The 14,945-nt window shown below is 64.7% G+C and carries 15 protein-coding genes; 13 read left to right on the forward strand and 2 right to left on the reverse strand.

The window, feature by feature from the left end; genetic code table 11:
- Positions 1-42: 42 nt before the first annotated feature.
- The 7 genes from AC3WLX_RS27880 (at position 43) to AC3WLX_RS27910 (ending at position 8,574) form a co-directional block, all read left to right on the forward strand.
- The gene (locus AC3WLX_RS27880) at positions 43-801 is read left to right on the forward strand and encodes an SDR family NAD(P)-dependent oxidoreductase (RefSeq protein WP_025033612.1); all 759 of its coding nucleotides are present in this window, start codon (positions 43-45) and stop codon (positions 799-801) included.
- Between the two features lie 203 nt (positions 802-1,004).
- Positions 1,005-1,811 carry an enoyl-CoA hydratase/isomerase family protein gene (locus tag AC3WLX_RS27885; RefSeq protein ID WP_492338369.1) on the forward strand — a complete coding sequence of 269 codons (807 nt, stop codon included), beginning with the start codon at positions 1,005-1,007 and terminating at the stop codon, positions 1,809-1,811.
- Positions 1,812-1,855: 44 nt separating this feature from the next.
- Positions 1,856-3,727 (forward strand): AMP-binding protein, encoded by a 1,872-nt coding sequence (locus AC3WLX_RS27890; RefSeq protein WP_492338370.1) that lies wholly within the window; start codon positions 1,856-1,858, stop codon positions 3,725-3,727.
- 156 nt (positions 3,728-3,883) lie between these two features.
- Positions 3,884-5,011 carry an acyl-CoA dehydrogenase family protein gene (locus AC3WLX_RS27895; protein WP_492338371.1) on the forward strand — a complete coding sequence of 376 codons (1,128 nt, stop codon included), beginning with the start codon at positions 3,884-3,886 and terminating at the stop codon, positions 5,009-5,011.
- Between the two features lie 123 nt (positions 5,012-5,134).
- Entirely contained in the window at positions 5,135-6,379 is a 1,245-nt protein-coding gene (locus AC3WLX_RS27900; protein WP_492338372.1) for an acyl-CoA dehydrogenase, read from the forward strand.
- Positions 6,380-6,492: 113 nt separating this feature from the next.
- Positions 6,493-7,737 (forward strand): acyl-CoA dehydrogenase, encoded by a 1,245-nt coding sequence (locus AC3WLX_RS27905; RefSeq protein WP_492338373.1) that lies wholly within the window; start codon positions 6,493-6,495, stop codon positions 7,735-7,737.
- Between the two features lie 138 nt (positions 7,738-7,875).
- Positions 7,876-8,574 (forward strand): nitroreductase, encoded by a 699-nt coding sequence (locus AC3WLX_RS27910; protein WP_492338374.1) that lies wholly within the window; start codon positions 7,876-7,878, stop codon positions 8,572-8,574.
- A gap of 90 nt (positions 8,575-8,664) precedes the next feature.
- On the opposite strand, the gene AC3WLX_RS27915 is transcribed toward AC3WLX_RS27910, so the two are convergent.
- On the reverse strand, positions 8,665-9,213 hold the full coding sequence (locus AC3WLX_RS27915; RefSeq protein ID WP_011090521.1) for a sigma-70 family RNA polymerase sigma factor: 549 nt from the start codon (positions 9,211-9,213) through the stop codon (positions 8,665-8,667).
- Positions 9,213-9,446, reverse strand: a complete 234-nt coding sequence (locus AC3WLX_RS27920) for a NepR family anti-sigma factor (protein ID WP_291625837.1) — start codon at positions 9,444-9,446, stop codon at positions 9,213-9,215. The genes AC3WLX_RS27915 and AC3WLX_RS27920 overlap by 1 nt, the downstream gene beginning before the upstream one ends.
- A gap of 216 nt (positions 9,447-9,662) precedes the next feature.
- On the opposite strand from AC3WLX_RS27920, the gene AC3WLX_RS27925 reads away from it, so the two are divergent.
- The 6 genes from AC3WLX_RS27925 (at position 9,663) to AC3WLX_RS27950 (ending at position 14,646) form a co-directional block, all read left to right on the forward strand.
- Positions 9,663-10,469 (forward strand): response regulator, encoded by an 807-nt coding sequence (locus AC3WLX_RS27925; protein ID WP_492338375.1) that lies wholly within the window; start codon positions 9,663-9,665, stop codon positions 10,467-10,469.
- A 144-nt stretch (positions 10,470-10,613) separates the two neighbouring features.
- Positions 10,614-11,228 carry a nuclear transport factor 2 family protein gene (locus AC3WLX_RS27930; protein WP_492338376.1) on the forward strand — a complete coding sequence of 205 codons (615 nt, stop codon included), beginning with the start codon at positions 10,614-10,616 and terminating at the stop codon, positions 11,226-11,228.
- A gap of 249 nt (positions 11,229-11,477) precedes the next feature.
- A complete protein-coding gene (locus AC3WLX_RS27935) occupies positions 11,478-11,891 on the forward strand; it encodes a hypothetical protein (protein WP_291625841.1) in 414 nt (137 codons plus the stop codon).
- 107 nt (positions 11,892-11,998) lie between these two features.
- Positions 11,999-13,876, forward strand: coding sequence for a molecular chaperone HtpG (gene htpG / locus AC3WLX_RS27940; RefSeq protein WP_492338377.1), 1,878 nt, complete (start codon positions 11,999-12,001; stop codon positions 13,874-13,876).
- 188 nt (positions 13,877-14,064) lie between these two features.
- On the forward strand, positions 14,065-14,343 hold the full coding sequence (locus AC3WLX_RS27945) for a DUF3551 domain-containing protein (protein ID WP_492338422.1): 279 nt from the start codon (positions 14,065-14,067) through the stop codon (positions 14,341-14,343).
- Positions 14,344-14,352: 9 nt separating this feature from the next.
- Complete coding sequence (locus tag AC3WLX_RS27950) at positions 14,353-14,646, forward strand: DUF3551 domain-containing protein (RefSeq protein WP_492338378.1); 294 nt, start codon at positions 14,353-14,355, stop codon at positions 14,644-14,646.
- Positions 14,647-14,945: the final 299 nt, after the last annotated feature.

Here is a 14,945-nt window from a genome sequence, read left to right on the forward strand (position 1 = left end):
TCACAAGTCTAGAGAAGAAACGTCCAAGGAAAGGTACAAGCGATGCAGTTGAAAGACGTAGCCGTTCTCATCACCGGCGGTGGCTCGGGCCTCGGTGCCGCGACCGCCCGCGCCATGGCTGCCAAGGGCGCCAAGATCGGCGTGATCGACCAGAGCAAGGAAAACGCCGAGAAGGTCGCCGCCGAGGTGAAGGGCGTCGCGCTTCACGCCGACGTCACCAGCGAGGAGCAGATCAAGGCCGCGATCGCCAAGGCGGAAGCCGCGCACGGCGTCGCTCGCGTGCTGATGAACTGCGCCGGCATCGGCGGCTCGCAGCGCATCGTTGGCCGCGACGGCGTCTACCCGCTGGAAAAGTTCGCGCGCATCATCAACGTCAACCTGATCGGGACGTTCAATTGCCTGCGGCTGTTTGCCGAACGCCTCGTCACTGCGGAGCCCGTCGGCGAAGAGCGGGGCGTCATCATCAACACCGCCTCGGTCGCTGCTTACGAAGGCCAGATCGGCCAGATTGCCTATTCGGCGTCGAAGGGCGGCGTCGTCGGCCTCACGCTTCCGGCCGCTCGTGATCTCGCCAGCCAGAAGATCCGCGTCAACACCATCGCGCCCGGCCTGTTCTTCACGCCGCTGCTGATGGGCCTGAACGAAGAGGCGCGCAAGAGCCTGGGCGCCCAGGTGCCGCATCCCTCGCGTCTAGGCGATGCCAATGAATACGGCATGCTCGCGGTGCACATCGTCGAGAACCCGATGCTGAACGGCGAGACCATCCGCCTCGACGGCGCCATCCGCATGGCGCCGCGGTAGGCGGTGCACTTACCCTCCCCTGGAGGGGGAGGGTCGATCGCGCGAAGCGCGAGCGGGGTGGGGTGATCTCTCCACTCGGGCAGTCTCGACGCGGAGAGACCGTCACCCCACCCCGTCTCACATTTCGCTGCGCGCAATGTGAGCCGACCCTCCCCCTCCAGGGGAGGGTGGCAGTCCGGCTCACGACCGATGCACGAGGCCCCATGTCCCAACCGCTGCTGATCGAGCACGACGATGGCGTCGACCGGGTGACGCTCAATCGTCCTGACCATCTCAACGCGCTCGATCCTGCGCTGATCGATGCGCTCAACGACTATTTCCAGGGCCTGCAACGCAACCGCGATACCCGCGTGGTGGTGTTGAAAGGCGCCGGCGAGAATTTCTGCGCGGGCCTCGATCTCAAAGCCGCGATGGCGCGCCGGGCCGGGCAGCAGGAACCGCCTGGGGTCACGGAGTCGCTGGACTCGCAGCGGCGCATTGCAGATATCGTGATGCTGATGCGGCGCTGTCCGCAACCGATCCTGACGCTTGTGCAGGGCGCGGCTGCGGGTGGCGGCTTTGCGCTAGCGCTGGCGTCCGACATCCGCATTGCGACGAGATCGGCACGGATGAACTGCGCCTTCATCAAGCTCGGGCTCGGCGGCTGCGACATCGGCACCAGCTATTTTCTTCCTCGCCTTGTCGGCGTCTCAATCGCTTCCGAGCTTATCCTCACCGGGCGCTTCATCGGGGCGGACCGCGCGCTCGCGGTCGGCCTTGTCTCCGAGGTCGTTGACGAGGACAAGCTCGACGACGCGGCCGAACCTTACATCGAGGCGATGATCACGGCTTCGCCCGTGGGCCTGCGGCTCTCCAAGGAATGTCTCAACATGAGCGTCGACGCCGGATCGCTGGAAGCGGCGATCGCGATGGAGGATCGCAACCAGGTCCTGTGCAGCCGCTCGGAAGAGTTTTCGGAAGGCATCAGGGCCTTCCTTGAGAAGCGAAAGCCTGTCTATATCAAGCGCTGAACGACGAAGATCCGCCAAGGACAAGAAATTCCGGGAGACGCAAAATGAGTGGAAGCGCGGCGGCGGTGATGACGAAGCCCGCCTTTCGCAAGGTCGAGTGGCTCAAGCGCGACATCGACGTCGAGCGTCGTGCCGACGGCACGGTGGTGCTGAAGTCGCGCATTCCGTTGCAGGCTTACGAGACGCACATTCCGGCGTCGCTGGCGAAATGGGCGAAGGAAGCGCCCGCGCGCATCTGGCTGGCGCAGCGTGGCGGTCCGAACCGCGAATGGCGCAAGGTGTCTTATGGCGAAGCCAAACGCACCGTGGACGCGCTGACGCAAGGCCTGCTCGATCTCAAGCTCGACGGCCGGCCCGTCACGATCCTCTCCGGCAATTCGATCGAGCATGCGCTGATGACGCAGGCCGCGATGCAAGCGCGTTCACCTGCGGCGCCGGTGTCGCCGGCCTACTCGCTGATGAGCCACGATCACGTCAAGCTGAAATACCTGTTCGACCTGATAAAACCGGCCGTGGTGATGGTGCAGGACGGGCCGACCTTCGAGAAGGCGCTTAGGGCGATCGATCTGACCGGCGTCACCGTGGTTCACGTCGCGCGGCCCTGCGACGGCATCGCAAGCGTCAGCTTCGCCGAGCTCGCCGCAACGCCTGTGACCGCCGAGGTCGAGGCCTCGATCGCGCAGATCACGCCGCAGACCGTCGGCAAGCTGCTGTTTACCTCAGGCTCGACCGGCATGCCCAAGGCCGTCATCAACACGCAGGAGATGATGTGTGCCAATGCGGCGATGATGATGCAGGTTCGTCCGCGTTCGCCCGATGGTCCTGTCGCGACCATGCTGGACTGGATGCCGTGGAACCACACCATGGGCGGCAATGCGGCATTCCACCCGATCCTGGTCGATGGCGGCACGCTCTACATCGACGATGGAAGGCCCATGCCGGGCCAGTTCGAGGAGACGCTGCGGAACCTGCGCGAGATCTCGCCAACCTATTACGCCAACGTGCCGGCCGGCTACGCCGCGCTCGCCGCCGCGATGGAGAAGGACGACGCGCTCTGCCGCTCCTTCTTCAAGAACCTGTCGATCATGGCCTATGGCGGAGCGCGGTTGCCCGACGATCTCTATGAGCGCATGCAGGCCCTCGCCGTGAAGACCACCGGCGAGCGCATCGTGTTCTACACCGGCTGGGGTTCGACCGAGACCGCTCCGACCTCGACCGGTACTTACTGGGACACCGAGCGGGTCGGCCTGATCGGCCTGCCGTTCCCCGGCGTCGAGTTGAAGATGGTGCCGTGCGGCTCGAAATACGAGCTGCGCCTGCGCGGCGTCAACGTCACGCCGGGCTATTTCGGTCAGCCGGAGCTGACCAGGAAGATGTTCGACGAGGAGGGCTTTTACTGCATCGGCGATGCCGGCGTGTTCGTCGACGATACCGATCCGGTCAAGGGCATCATCTTTGCGGGCCGCGTCGTCGAAGACTTCAAGCTCACCACCGGCACCTTCGTGCATGTCGGCTCGCTGCGCACCGATGCGATCGCCGCCGCAACGCCGGTGGTGCACGACGCACTGGTTGCGGGACAGGACCGCGCCTTCATCGGCCTCTTGGCCTGGCCGAACCTGCACGCCTGCCGGCAGCTCGTCGGCAATCCTGATCTGAGCTTTGCCGAGGCGGTGAAGCATCCCGAGGTGATCGCCTGCTTCCGTCGTGGCCTCGAAGCCCACAACCGGGAGTGCGAGGGCGCCAGCAGCCGTATCATCGCCCGCGCCATGCTGATGGTCGAGCCGCCCTCCATCGACGGCAACGAGCTCACCGACAAGGGCTACATCAACCAGCGCGCCGGCCTCGAACGCCGCGCCGCGCTGGTGGAGCGGCTCTATGCGGAGAAGCCGGACGAAGATGTGATCGTGCTGCGATGAAGACGACACTCCCTCCATTCGTCATTCCGGGGCGCGCGCAGCGCGAACCCGGAAACCATCGGGCCGCATTAACGCGGTGGAATGGATTCCGGGCTCGCGACTTCGTCGCGCCCCGGAATGACGGTCTCAATGATACTGAATAAGAGGTAGCCCGCCATGAACTTCGACTTCTCCGACGACCAGAAGCAGCTCCGCGACCAGGCGCGCAAGTTCCTCGCCGAGAAATGCTCGCCCAAGGCCGTGCGTGTCGTGCTCGACGGCAAGGCGCCCTATGACAAGGAGCTGTGGAAAGGCCTCGCCGAGATGGGTTTCCTCGGCGTCGCGATTCCCGAAGAATTTGGTGGCGCCGGTGCCGGCCATCTCGAACTCTGCGTCATCGCGGAGGAGATGGGCCGCGCCAACGCGCCGGTGCCCTTCTCCTCGACTGTGTACCTCGCCGCCGAAGCGCTGCTGATCGCCGGCAGCTATGCGCAGAAGAAGAAATGGCTGCCTGCGATTGCTTCCGGGGAGGCGATCGGCACACTGGCGCTGTTCGAGGGCAAGGGCAATCCGGCGCCGAAGAACGTCAAGCTGACGGCTGCGAACGGCGTGCTCAACGGCGTCAAGAAGCCGGTTGCCGATGGTGCGATCGCCGACTTCGCGGTGGTTGCCGCCCGCACGGGATCGAGCGGGCGCGAGAGTGACATCTCACTGTTCCTGGTCGACCTCAAGGGCGGCGCCGTCGACGTGAAGAGCCTCACCAATCTCGATCCGACCCGCGGACAGGCCGAGATCAGCTTCAAGGACGCCAAAGCCGAGCCGCTCGGCGCTGCCGGCGAAGGCTGGAGCATCCTCACCCAGGTGCTCGACCGCGCCGCGGTGCTCTGCGCCTTCGAGCAGGTCGGCGGCGCCGATCGTGCGCTGGAGATGGGCCGCGACTACGCGCTCGACCGCATCGCCTTCGGCCGCCAGATCGGCTCGTTCCAGGCGGTCAAGCACATGCTGGCGGACATGTACGTCTCGGCGACGCTGGCGCGCTCCAACAGCTATTACGGCGCCTGGGCGCTCTCGACCAATGCGGCCGAGCTGCCGGAAGCCGCCGCCGCCGCGCGCATCAGCGCGACGCAGGCGTTCCAGCACTGCGCCAAGAACAACATCCAGGTCCACGGCGGCATGGGCTTCACCTGGGAGTTCGACTGCCACATGTACTACCGCCGTGCCAACGCGATGGCGCTGGGGCTCGGCAGCCTGACTTATTGGGAAGACCAGTTGATCGACCGGATGCGGAAGAAGAACGCCGCGTAAATTCCTGTCGTCATTCCGGGGCGCGCGGAGCGCGAACCCGGAATCTCGAGATGAGACGATAACCTCTGGATTCCGGGTTCGATGCTTCGCATCGCCCCGGAATGACGGAAGAGAGATGAAACCATGAACTTCGACGACACCCCGCAGGAAGCCGAATTCCGCGCCACCGCGCGCGCCTGGATCGATGCGAATGCGCCCAAGCAATATGAGGAGGAACTGCGCAAATCCTCGCTCGGCCGCACCGTGCTCAAGAACGCCGACATCCTGCAGGTCGCAAAGGCCTGGCAGAAGAAGAAGGCCGACGCCGGCTGGGCCTGCCTGCACTGGCCTAGGGAATATGGCGGCCGCGGCGCCTCGCCGATCGAGCGGGTGATCTGGCAGCAGGAGGAAGGGCCGTTCGGCCAGCTCTCCCGCATGTTCATCATCGGCCACGGCATGTGTGGGCCGACTATGATGGCGTTCGCGCGCGAGGAGCATAAGCGCACATATCTGCCGCCGCTCGCCTCCGGCGAGAAGGTCTGGTGCCAGCTGTTCTCCGAGCCCGCCGGCGGCTCTGATGTGGCCGGTCTGCGCACCCGCGCCGAGAAGGATGGCGACGAGTGGGTGATCAACGGCCAGAAGATCTGGACCTCGGGCGCGCATTATTCCGACTACGGCATTCTGCTCACCCGCACCGATCCGACCGTGCCCAAGCACAAGGGCCTCACCATGTTCTTCCTGGACATGAAGAGTCCCGGCGTCGAGGTGCGGCCGATCAAGCAGGCGAGCGGCGCCTCCGACTTCAACGAGGTCTATTTCACCAACGTCCGCATCCCCGACCACCAGCGCCTCGGCGAGGTCGGTGACGGCTGGAACGTCTCGCTGACCACGCTGATGAACGAGCGCAGCGCCATCGGCGCGGCGGTCTCGACCGGCTTTCCGGAGCTGTTCGAGTACTGCTCCAGTCTGATGCTCGATGACGGCCCGGCGATCGAGGATCGCGCGGTGCGCTCGAAGCTAGCAAACTGGGCGGTGAAGGCGAGCGGGCTGAAATACACCAGCATGCGTGCGATCTCGGCGCTGTCAAAGGGCGAGCGGCCGGGGCCGGAAAACTCCATCGGCAAGCTGGTTGCGGGCTCGATGATCCAGGACGTTGCGACCTACGCGCTGGACTTGCAGGGTGCGAGCGGCGTCGTCAGCGGCGAGGATGGTGAGCTCGCCGGACGTTTCCAGGCCATGCTGCTGCGCGCGCCCGGAACGCGCGTCGAAGGCGGCACCGACGAGATCATGCGCAACATCATCGCCGAGCGGGTGCTGGGCCTGCCGGGCGACATCCGCGTCGACAAAGACGTGCCGTTCAACAAGATCCCGACGAAGGGAAGGAACTAGCCGTCATTCCGGGGCGGCTCGAAGAGCCGAACCCGGAATCTCGAGATGTGTAGGTAACCTCTGGATTCCGGGTTCGCGCGTTGCGCGCCCCGGAATGACAAAAAGGAAGCGCCATGAATTTCGACGACACGCCGCAGGAAGCCGCATTCCGCGAGACCGCGCGCAAATGGATCGAGGCCAACGCGCCGCAGGAGCTCCATGCCGAGCTGTCGAAATCCTCGCTCGGCCGCATCCGCCTCGCCAATCGCGACATCGTCGATGTCGGCAAGGCCTGGCAGAAGAAGAAGTTCGAGGGCAATTGGGCCTGCCTGCACTGGCCGAAGGAGTATGGCGGCCGCGGCGCCTCGCCGATCGAGAAGGTGATCTGGCAGCAGGAGGAGGGCGTCTACGGCAAGCTGACGCAGCCGTTCCAGATCGGCGAAGGCATGTGCGGCCCGACCGTGATGGCCTTCGGCAGCGAGGAGGCCAAGCGCCGCTATCTGCCCAAGCTCGCGTCGGGCGAGGAGATCTGGTGCCAGCTGTTCTCCGAGCCGTCCGCCGGCTCCGACGTCGCAGGGCTTCGCACCCGCGCGGAGAAGAAGGGCGACGATTGGGTCGTCAACGGCCAGAAGATCTGGACCTCGGGCGCGCATTATTCCGACTACGGCCTCCTGATCGCGCGCACCGATCCGAACGTGCCCAAGCACAAGGGCCTCACCATGTTCTTCCTGGACATGAAGAGCCCGGGCGTCGAGGTGCGGCCGATCAAGCAGGCCAACGGCATGCAGGAGTTCAACGAGGTCTATTTCACTGACGTCGTGATCCCGGACAGCCAGCGTCTCGGTGCCATCGGCGAGGGCTGGAGCGTGTCGCTGACGACGCTGATGAACGAGCGCATGTCGATCGGCGCGCGGCTTGCGACCGGCGTCCCTGAGATGTTCGAGTTCTGCTCCAATTTGATGCTGGAGGATGGCCTCGCCATCGAGGATCCCGCCGTGCGCTCGAAGCTCGCGAGCTGGGCGGCGAAGTCGAATGGGCTGAAATTCACCAGCTACCGCACCATCTCGGCGCTGTCGAAGGGCGAGCGGCCAGGCCCGGAGAATTCGATCGGCAAGCTGGTCTCGGGCATGATGCTGCAGGACATCGCGACTTACGCCATGGACCTGCAGGGCGCGGCGGGCGTGCTCACCGGCAACGACGAGGAGACGGTGCAGGGCCAGTTCCAGCAGATGTTGCTGTCCTCGCCCTCGATGCGCATCGCCGGCGGCACCGACGAGATCCTGCGCAACATCATCGCCGAGCGCGTGCTGGGCCTGCCCGGCGACATTCGCGTCGACAAGGACGTGCCGTATAACAAGATCCCGACCAAGGGGCGGTGATGGCATAGTAGGGTGGGTTAGCGCAGCGGATGCGCGAAGCGCGATCCGCTCGGCGTAACCTACCAGATCGGTCAATGCGGAAACAAAGAGGTGGGTTACGCCTTCGGCTAACCCACCCTACGAAGAGTGAGCTGATCCATGGACGCACCCGTCAAACAAGCCGATCGCATCGGCGTGCTCGAAGAGCTCCTCAACGAGCGCTACTCGGTCCGCGCCTTCCTCCCCAAGGACGTCGACCGCGCCACCATCGAGCATGTGCTGGCCACCGCCCAGCGCACGGCATCCTGGTGCAACAGCCAGCCCTGGCAGGTCGTCATCGCCAGCGGCGAAGCCAAGGAGCGCTTTCGCAAGGCGATCTACGCTGAGGCCTCGAAGGGCCTCGGCGACGATTACGACTTCACACCGCCGCGCGAATATGTCGGCGTCTATCTGGAGCGGCGACGCGAGAGCGGCTTTCAGCTCTACAACACGCTGGGCATCGCCCGCGGCGACAAGATGGCCTACGCCAGGCAGGCGCTGGAAAACTACAATTTCTTCGGCGCGCCGCACGTCGCCATCATCCACACCAACGAGCCGCTCGGCATTTATGGCGCCATCGATTGCGGCGCCTATGTCTCGAACTTCATGCTGGCTGCACAGGCGCTCGGACTAGGGACGATCCCGCAGGCGGCGCTGGCGCGGCACTCCGGACTGATCCGCAGCCACTTCAACCTGGCCGAGGATCGCCGCGTCGTCTGCGGCATCTCGTTCGGCTATGCCGACCATGCCCACAAGGTCAACAGCTACCGCACCTCGCGGGCGAGCGTGGCGGAAACCGTGACCTTCGTGGACGAGTGACCGGCCTCGCCGGTTGGTGCTCGAACGCATGAAAAGGCGGCCGTGGAAACGGCCGCCTTCATGTTGTCCCGATACGATTGAGGCCGGCTGTCAGCCGCCGCTACCGCCGATCACGGCCCGCACGGTCTCGTCGGGCCCGAAATCCTCGGCGCCGTCGACATAGAGCAGCGCAGCGAGCTTGGAGCGGGCGCGGTTCACGCGGCTCTTGATCGTGCCGACTGCGCAGCCGCAGATCGAAGCCGCGTCCTCATAGGAGAAACCGGAGGCGCCGACCAGGATCAACGCTTCACGCTGATCCTGCGGAAGCTTTTCGAGAGCGGTGCGAAACTCCTCGAACTCGAGATGGGCGTTCTGCGACGGCTGAGTCTTCAGCGTCTTGGCATAGTTGCCTTCGGCATCCTCGACCTCGCGCCGCCGCTTGCGATAGTCGGAGCGGAACAGGTTGCGCAGGATCGTGAACAGCCACGCCGGCAGGTTGGAGCCGGGCTGGAACGAGTCGATGTTGGCGAGCGCGCGCAGCAACGTCTCCTGCACCAGGTCGTCGGCGCGATCCGCATTGCCGCTGAGCGAGATGGCGAACGCGCGCAGGCTCGGCACGGCCGCCAGGATGTCGTTACGCAGGGAGTCCGTGAGAGGCATTAATCCCTCCCGTTGTTGTTGTCGTTAGATCCCGCGTCATTTTCCACTTGAGGCGCCGCTCCCTGGGCATCAAGCTTCTTGATCAGTTCCGCGAACCGATCCGGAACCCCCTGCCGCACCACATCGTCGTACATCGCGCGCAGTTGGTGCCCGATCCGGGATTGAATCTCCGGAGTGAGCCCTCCCTTGCCGGGGGTCGTGCTTCTGCTGACTTGAGACTTGAGATCTTTCATGACCTGTTCCACGTTTCCCCGAGTTAAGTGACTGTAAAATCGAGAAATTTTCTCAACCGGGAGCCGTTCCCTGGATAGGCTCAATTCCAGCTGCGCTAAAAAGTTCCCAGTTTGCCGGAACTTTTCTAGGCTCGGGGCGTAATCAGTGCAGCAGGGGAACCCCGGGCCCCCCGCGTGACCTCAGCTAAGGTTGGCCCGAAGACGAATGGAGTGGGGATGTCCCGTTCACAGCTTGTTGCTGAACACTTGCCGTTGTTGCGCCGGTACGCGCGCGCCCTGACGGGCAGCCAGTCCTCCGGTGACGCCTATGTCGCTGCCATGCTGGAGGCCATGCTGGGAGACCCGTCGGTACTCGACGAGAGCCATGGGCCCAGGGCCGGCCTTTTCCGGCTGTTTACCCAGATTTGGAATTCGGTCTCGGTCAACGACGATGCCGAGGTGGCGACCCTGCCGATGCCACCCGAGCGGAGGTTGTCTAACATTACCCCGCTGCCGCGCCAGGCCTTCCTGCTGCTTTCGCTCGAGGGCTTTTCGGAAGAGGAAGTCGCCTTCGTTCTCGGCACCGACGTCGCGGAGACGCGCCGCCTTGCGGACGCTGCCGGCCGCGAGATGGCCGCCGAGATCGCGACCGACGTGCTGATCATCGAGGACGAGACCTTCATCGCCATGGACCTCGAGAGCCTGGTGAAGAATCTCGGCCACAATGTCGTCGGCGTGGCGCGCACCCATGCCGATGCGGTGGCGCTGGCCAAGAACAAGCGGCCGGGCCTGATCCTCGCCGACATCCAGCTCGCCGACGGCTCGTCGGGCCTCGACGCCGTCAACGAATTGCTGCGCACCTTCGAGGTGCCGGTGGTGTTCATCACCGCCTACCCCGAGCGCTTCCTCACGGGCGAGCGGCCTGAGCCGGCGTTCCTGATCTCCAAACCGTTCCAGCCCGCCATGGTGTCGGCGGTGGCGAGTCAGGCCCTGTTCTTCCAGCGCAACTCACGCAACCGCGCGCCGAAGGCGCCCGCGGCGTAGGACTTCTGCGCCTGACACTCAGCTGACGATCCAATCCGGCGTGCTGCAAGGCACGCCGGATTTTTCGTGCCGCCTGCTGCGCTTGACGGCTGCCGACTTAGCCGCTCAAAACCTCGTGCATTGATGCCAGTCGGAGATGTGTCCATGGACCAGCAACTGCTCGATCGCCTCGCCATCCGCGACCTCGTCGAGAACTGGGCGGTGTGGCGCGATGCCGGTGACTGGGAGCGCTTCGCCACGGTGTGGCACGAGGAGGGCTGGATGTCCGCGACCTGGTTTCAGGGGCCGGCGCGGGATTTCATTCGCGTCAGCCAGGAGGGGTTTGCCAAGGGCGTACGTATCCTGCATTTCCTTGGCGGCACCAGCATCGACCTCTCCGGCGCACGCGCGATCGCGCAGACCAAGATGACGATCTCGCAGCGGGCTCTCGTGCATGACGTGCTCTGCGACGTCGTCTGCACCGGACGCTTCTACGATTTCCTGGAAAAGCGCGAGGATCAATTAGGAATTGGCAAATGGGGCATCGTCCGCCGCCAGCCGATCTACGAGAAGGACCGGATCGATCCGGTCGATCCCGCCGCGACGCTGCGCCTCGATCAGCAGGCGCTCGCCGCTCTCCCGGAAGGCTACCGCCACCTCGCCTACATGCAGGAGCTGATCGGCTACAAGGTCAAGCGCGACATGCCCGGTCTCATCGGCGCCGAGGTCGAGAAGCTCTATGACGAGGGGCGGGATTGGCTCGCCGGGGCGGCGAAGTAGGCTCCAGACAAAAGTAAGGCGCGACTGGCATCACCACAGTCGCGCCCTACGTCGCCGGCTTATGGGGCAGGGGGGAATAGCCGGCTGTTGAGACGACTCCTGGCTGCCCAAGTCGTTCCCGCGCTTTGTGAAATATTTCGCCGATCACAGCCCTTATCGCACACGGTTAAGTGATCGTAATGGTCAAGAACTCCCGCTCCTCCGCCCGCGTTGTTCCCGTGATCGCCATGGGGCGAGGGATCGGCGGCCATGTCACAGATTCAAAAGGTAGTTTTAGGCGCCATTGCGATTGCCGCGACCTTGGGCGCGGTTCAATTGGCCTCCGGTCATGACTTGGCCGACCGCTGGCAGGCGGTCGCCGACATCCCCAGCTCGAACGTCGCCCCGGGCCAGAAGGTCAATCGCCTCGCAAAGGCTGATCGGCTCGCCGAGATCAAGCCGGCAGCGGTTCCCACCCGAACGGTATCGATGCGGCTGAATGACCTGGCCGATACGTCGGTGCTTCTGCGCGTCCCCGCGACGATCGACACCGGCAATGCCAGGCCGCCGGTGCTGCTCCAGAACCAGAAGGTTCGCAGAAAGCCGACGATCGCCTGTGAGCCGGTGGTCAGCTCGCTGACCGAGGTCGCTCGGCTGCTCCAGCCTGGCCGCTGCGTGACCTGATCGCCGCCTTTTTGTAGCTAGCACTGCCGGGATGTTCACATCCTCTTGATCCGCCATGGCCTCGCGCTATATCCGGTTCCTCCCCTTTGTTGTGACCGGGTAAGCGCATGACGACGTCAGATACGGCTGTGCACACGCAGCCTTTCCAGGCCGAAGTTTCCGAACTGCTGCACCTGATGGTGCATTCCGTATATTCGGAAACCGACATCTTCCTCCGCGAACTCATCTCCAATGCCTCCGATGCCTGCGACAAGCTGCGCTACGAGGCCATCGCAAGTCCCGCCCTGCTGGGCGAAGGCGACGCCCTCAAGATCCGCATCATCCCGAACAAGACGGCTGGGACGCTCACGATCGCCGACAATGGCATCGGCATGGAGCGGCAGGAGTTGATCGACCATCTCGGCACCATCGCCCGCTCCGGCACCAAGGCGTTCGTGTCGAAGCTGAAGGAGGCCAAGGACGGGCTCGGCCTGATCGGCCAGTTCGGCGTCGGCTTCTATTCAGCCTTCATGGTCGCCGAGAAGATCGTCGTGATCAGCCGCCGCGCCGGCGAGAGCGACGTCTGGACCTGGAGCTCCCAAGGCGGCTCCGGCTTCGAGATCGCCCGCGCCAGCGATGAGGAAGCGGCGCGCGTGACGCGCGGCACCGAGATCGTCCTGCACCTGAAGGACGACGCCAGGAAATATCTCGAGACCTACGAGATCGAGCGCATCGTCACGTCCTATTCCGACAACATCCTGTTCCCGATCGAGCTCGTGCCGGAAGAAGGCGAGCCGCGCCAGATCAACTCGGCCAGCGCGCTGTGGCAGCGCTCGAAATCCGAGCTCACGGCAGAGGATTACAAAAAGGCCTACCAGCAGATCGCGTCCGCCTTCGACGACCCCGCGATGACGCTGCATTACCGCGCCGAGGGCCGCTACTCCTACGCCGTGCTGCTGTTCGCGCCGTCGACCAAGCCGTTCGACCTGTTCGAGCCGAATCGCAAGGGCCGGGTCAAACTCTATGTCCGCCGCGTCTTCATCACCGACGACGCCGACCTGTTGCCGGGCTATCTCCGCTTCGTCCGCGGCGTCGTCGACAGCGAGGATCTTCCGCTCAACATCTCCCGCGAGATGCTCCAGAACAATCCGCAGCTCGCGCAGATACGCAAAGCCGTGGCGACCCGCGTCGTGTCCGAGCTCGAAAGTCTCGCCGAGAAGGACCCGGATAATTTCGCCAAGATCTGGGACGCCTTCGGCCCGGTGCTCAAGGAAGGCATCTACGAAGACTTCGAGCGGCGCGAAAAGCTGCTTTCGCTGTCGCGCTTCACCACGACGGCGGGCGATAAACGGTCGCTGAAGCAGGTCATAGCCGATTTCAAACCCAACCAGACCGAGATCTATTATCTCGTCGGTGACAGCATCGAGCGGTTGAAGTCCAATCCGCGGCTGGAAGCTGCGACCGCGCGCGGCATCGAGGTGCTGCTGCTGTCGGATCCCGTCGATGCGTTCTGGACCTCGATGCCGTCGGAGTTCGACGGCAAGCCGCTGAAATCGCTGAGCCAGGGCGATCTGAATCTCGATCTGATCCCGCGCATCGACGATCAGGACGAGTCGAAGAAGGACGAGCCGGCCGCGGATGAAGCGGCCACCATCGCCGTGATCAAGGCCGCGCTTGGCGAGCGCGTCAGCGACGTCAAGGCCTCGACGCGTCTCACCAGCTCGGCCTCCTGCCTCGTCGCCGACAGCCAGGGGCCCAGCCGCGAGCTCGAGCGCATCCTGTCGCAGCAGAACCGCGGGATGAAGACCAAGCCGATCCTCGAGATCAATTTGCGCCATCCGCTGGTCACGGCGGTCACCAAGGCGCAGGCCGGCTCGAAGGTCGTCGATGATCTCAGCCTGCTTCTACTCGAACAGGCGCAGATCCTGGACGGCGAATTGCCGGAGGACCCGGCGGCGTTTGCGACACGGCTGAACCGGCTCGTGTTGCAGGGTCTCGGCGCGTGATGGCCGGGGCAGGTCCGGCGTGACGAGGGAGCGCCGCCGGCGCGCCCCACTCACCTTGCCGTCAACTGTCCCGAGGAACAGTCGCCTCGCGCGTGGGGTTATGCCATATGAGGCGACCGGCAACCGTGCCGGTGCCTGACGTGACCGGCATCCGTGCCGGCGCCCGCGATCGATTCGAGGATTTCTCCATGCGCTTGCCGATATTGACCCTCACCGCGATTGCGACCCTGTTCGTCGCGGCAGACGCCAGCGCCCAGACCTATGATCCGCGCTATCCGGTGTGCATGCATGTCTATACGCCCGGCGGCTTCGGCGGCGGCGGTGATTATTTCGACTGCTCCTTCACCTCGCTGCCGCAGTGCCGCGCGACCGCGTCGGGCCGCTCGGCGAGCTGCGACCTCAATCCCTATTATGCCTTCGACCAGCCCCCGCCGCGCCCGCGCAAGCGGCAGAAGCAGCAATACTAGCGGTCCACCATGTATCTCGCTCGGATCTTCGCCTCGCGAACCTCGCTCGCTCTGATCGTGGCGAGCGGCGCCCTGCTTGCCGCCGCTCCAACGCAGGGGCAGACCTTCGATCCCCGCTATCCCGTCTGCATGCACGTCTATTCCGGCGCGAATGGCGGTGGCGGGGAGTGGTATGACTGCTCCTTCACATCGCTGCCGCAATGCCGCGCGACCGCCTCGGGACGCGCCGCGACCTGCGACCTCAACCCGTACTTCCCGGTCAACCCGCCGCCGCGCCGATTACGCCACGGGCGACCCGGCTAGCGTCAGACCAGGACGAGGATCAAGCCGGATCCGCGCGCCTGCTTGGCAGGGTAGGCAATCATTTGGTGCTTTGCGCGAGCTGAGCGCGCGCCTCGTCCTTCGAGATGCCCGCCTGCGGCGGGCCCTCAGGATGAGGCTAAGCGGCATCGGTGCTGATTGAAACGAGCGCTACGCGCTCGGTCCTCATCCTGAGGGCCCGCCGCAGGCGGGCGTCTCGAAGGATGGCCGCAGGCGAGATCGCTTCCCCATGCGATCGCCCGCTTCGCGGGCCGCAAACCTTCCGGACTCCGACACCTCTG

The sequence above is a fragment of the Bradyrhizobium sp. FW305-F6 genome (assembly GCF_058782905.1).

What these genes read in the sequence shown, in the direction of transcription:
- AC3WLX_RS27900 (WP_492338372.1), top strand. Translation starts at nt 5,135, where the DNA reads ATGAACTTCGACGACACCCCGCAGGAAGCCGAATTCCGCGCCACCGCG.
- AC3WLX_RS27950 (WP_492338378.1), top strand. Translation starts at nt 14,353, where the DNA reads ATGTATCTCGCTCGGATCTTCGCCTCGCGAACCTCGCTCGCTCTGATC.
- AC3WLX_RS27945 (WP_492338422.1), top strand. Translation starts at nt 14,065, where the DNA reads ATGCGCTTGCCGATATTGACCCTCACCGCGATTGCGACCCTGTTCGTC.
- AC3WLX_RS27925 (WP_492338375.1), top strand. Translation starts at nt 9,663, where the DNA reads ATGTCCCGTTCACAGCTTGTTGCTGAACACTTGCCGTTGTTGCGCCGG.
- AC3WLX_RS27930 (WP_492338376.1), top strand. Translation starts at nt 10,614, where the DNA reads ATGGACCAGCAACTGCTCGATCGCCTCGCCATCCGCGACCTCGTCGAG.
- htpG (WP_492338377.1), top strand. Translation starts at nt 11,999, where the DNA reads ATGACGACGTCAGATACGGCTGTGCACACGCAGCCTTTCCAGGCCGAA.
- AC3WLX_RS27895 (WP_492338371.1), top strand. Translation starts at nt 3,884, where the DNA reads ATGAACTTCGACTTCTCCGACGACCAGAAGCAGCTCCGCGACCAGGCG.
- AC3WLX_RS27885 (WP_492338369.1), top strand. Translation starts at nt 1,005, where the DNA reads ATGTCCCAACCGCTGCTGATCGAGCACGACGATGGCGTCGACCGGGTG.
- AC3WLX_RS27880 (WP_025033612.1), top strand. Translation starts at nt 43, where the DNA reads ATGCAGTTGAAAGACGTAGCCGTTCTCATCACCGGCGGTGGCTCGGGC.
- AC3WLX_RS27910 (WP_492338374.1), top strand. Translation starts at nt 7,876, where the DNA reads ATGGACGCACCCGTCAAACAAGCCGATCGCATCGGCGTGCTCGAAGAG.
- AC3WLX_RS27935 (WP_291625841.1), top strand. Translation starts at nt 11,478, where the DNA reads ATGTCACAGATTCAAAAGGTAGTTTTAGGCGCCATTGCGATTGCCGCG.
- AC3WLX_RS27915 (WP_011090521.1), bottom strand. Translation starts at nt 9,213, where the DNA reads ATGCCTCTCACGGACTCCCTGCGTAACGACATCCTGGCGGCCGTGCCG.
- AC3WLX_RS27920 (WP_291625837.1), bottom strand. Translation starts at nt 9,446, where the DNA reads ATGAAAGATCTCAAGTCTCAAGTCAGCAGAAGCACGACCCCCGGCAAG.
- AC3WLX_RS27905 (WP_492338373.1), top strand. Translation starts at nt 6,493, where the DNA reads ATGAATTTCGACGACACGCCGCAGGAAGCCGCATTCCGCGAGACCGCG.
- AC3WLX_RS27890 (WP_492338370.1), top strand. Translation starts at nt 1,856, where the DNA reads ATGAGTGGAAGCGCGGCGGCGGTGATGACGAAGCCCGCCTTTCGCAAG.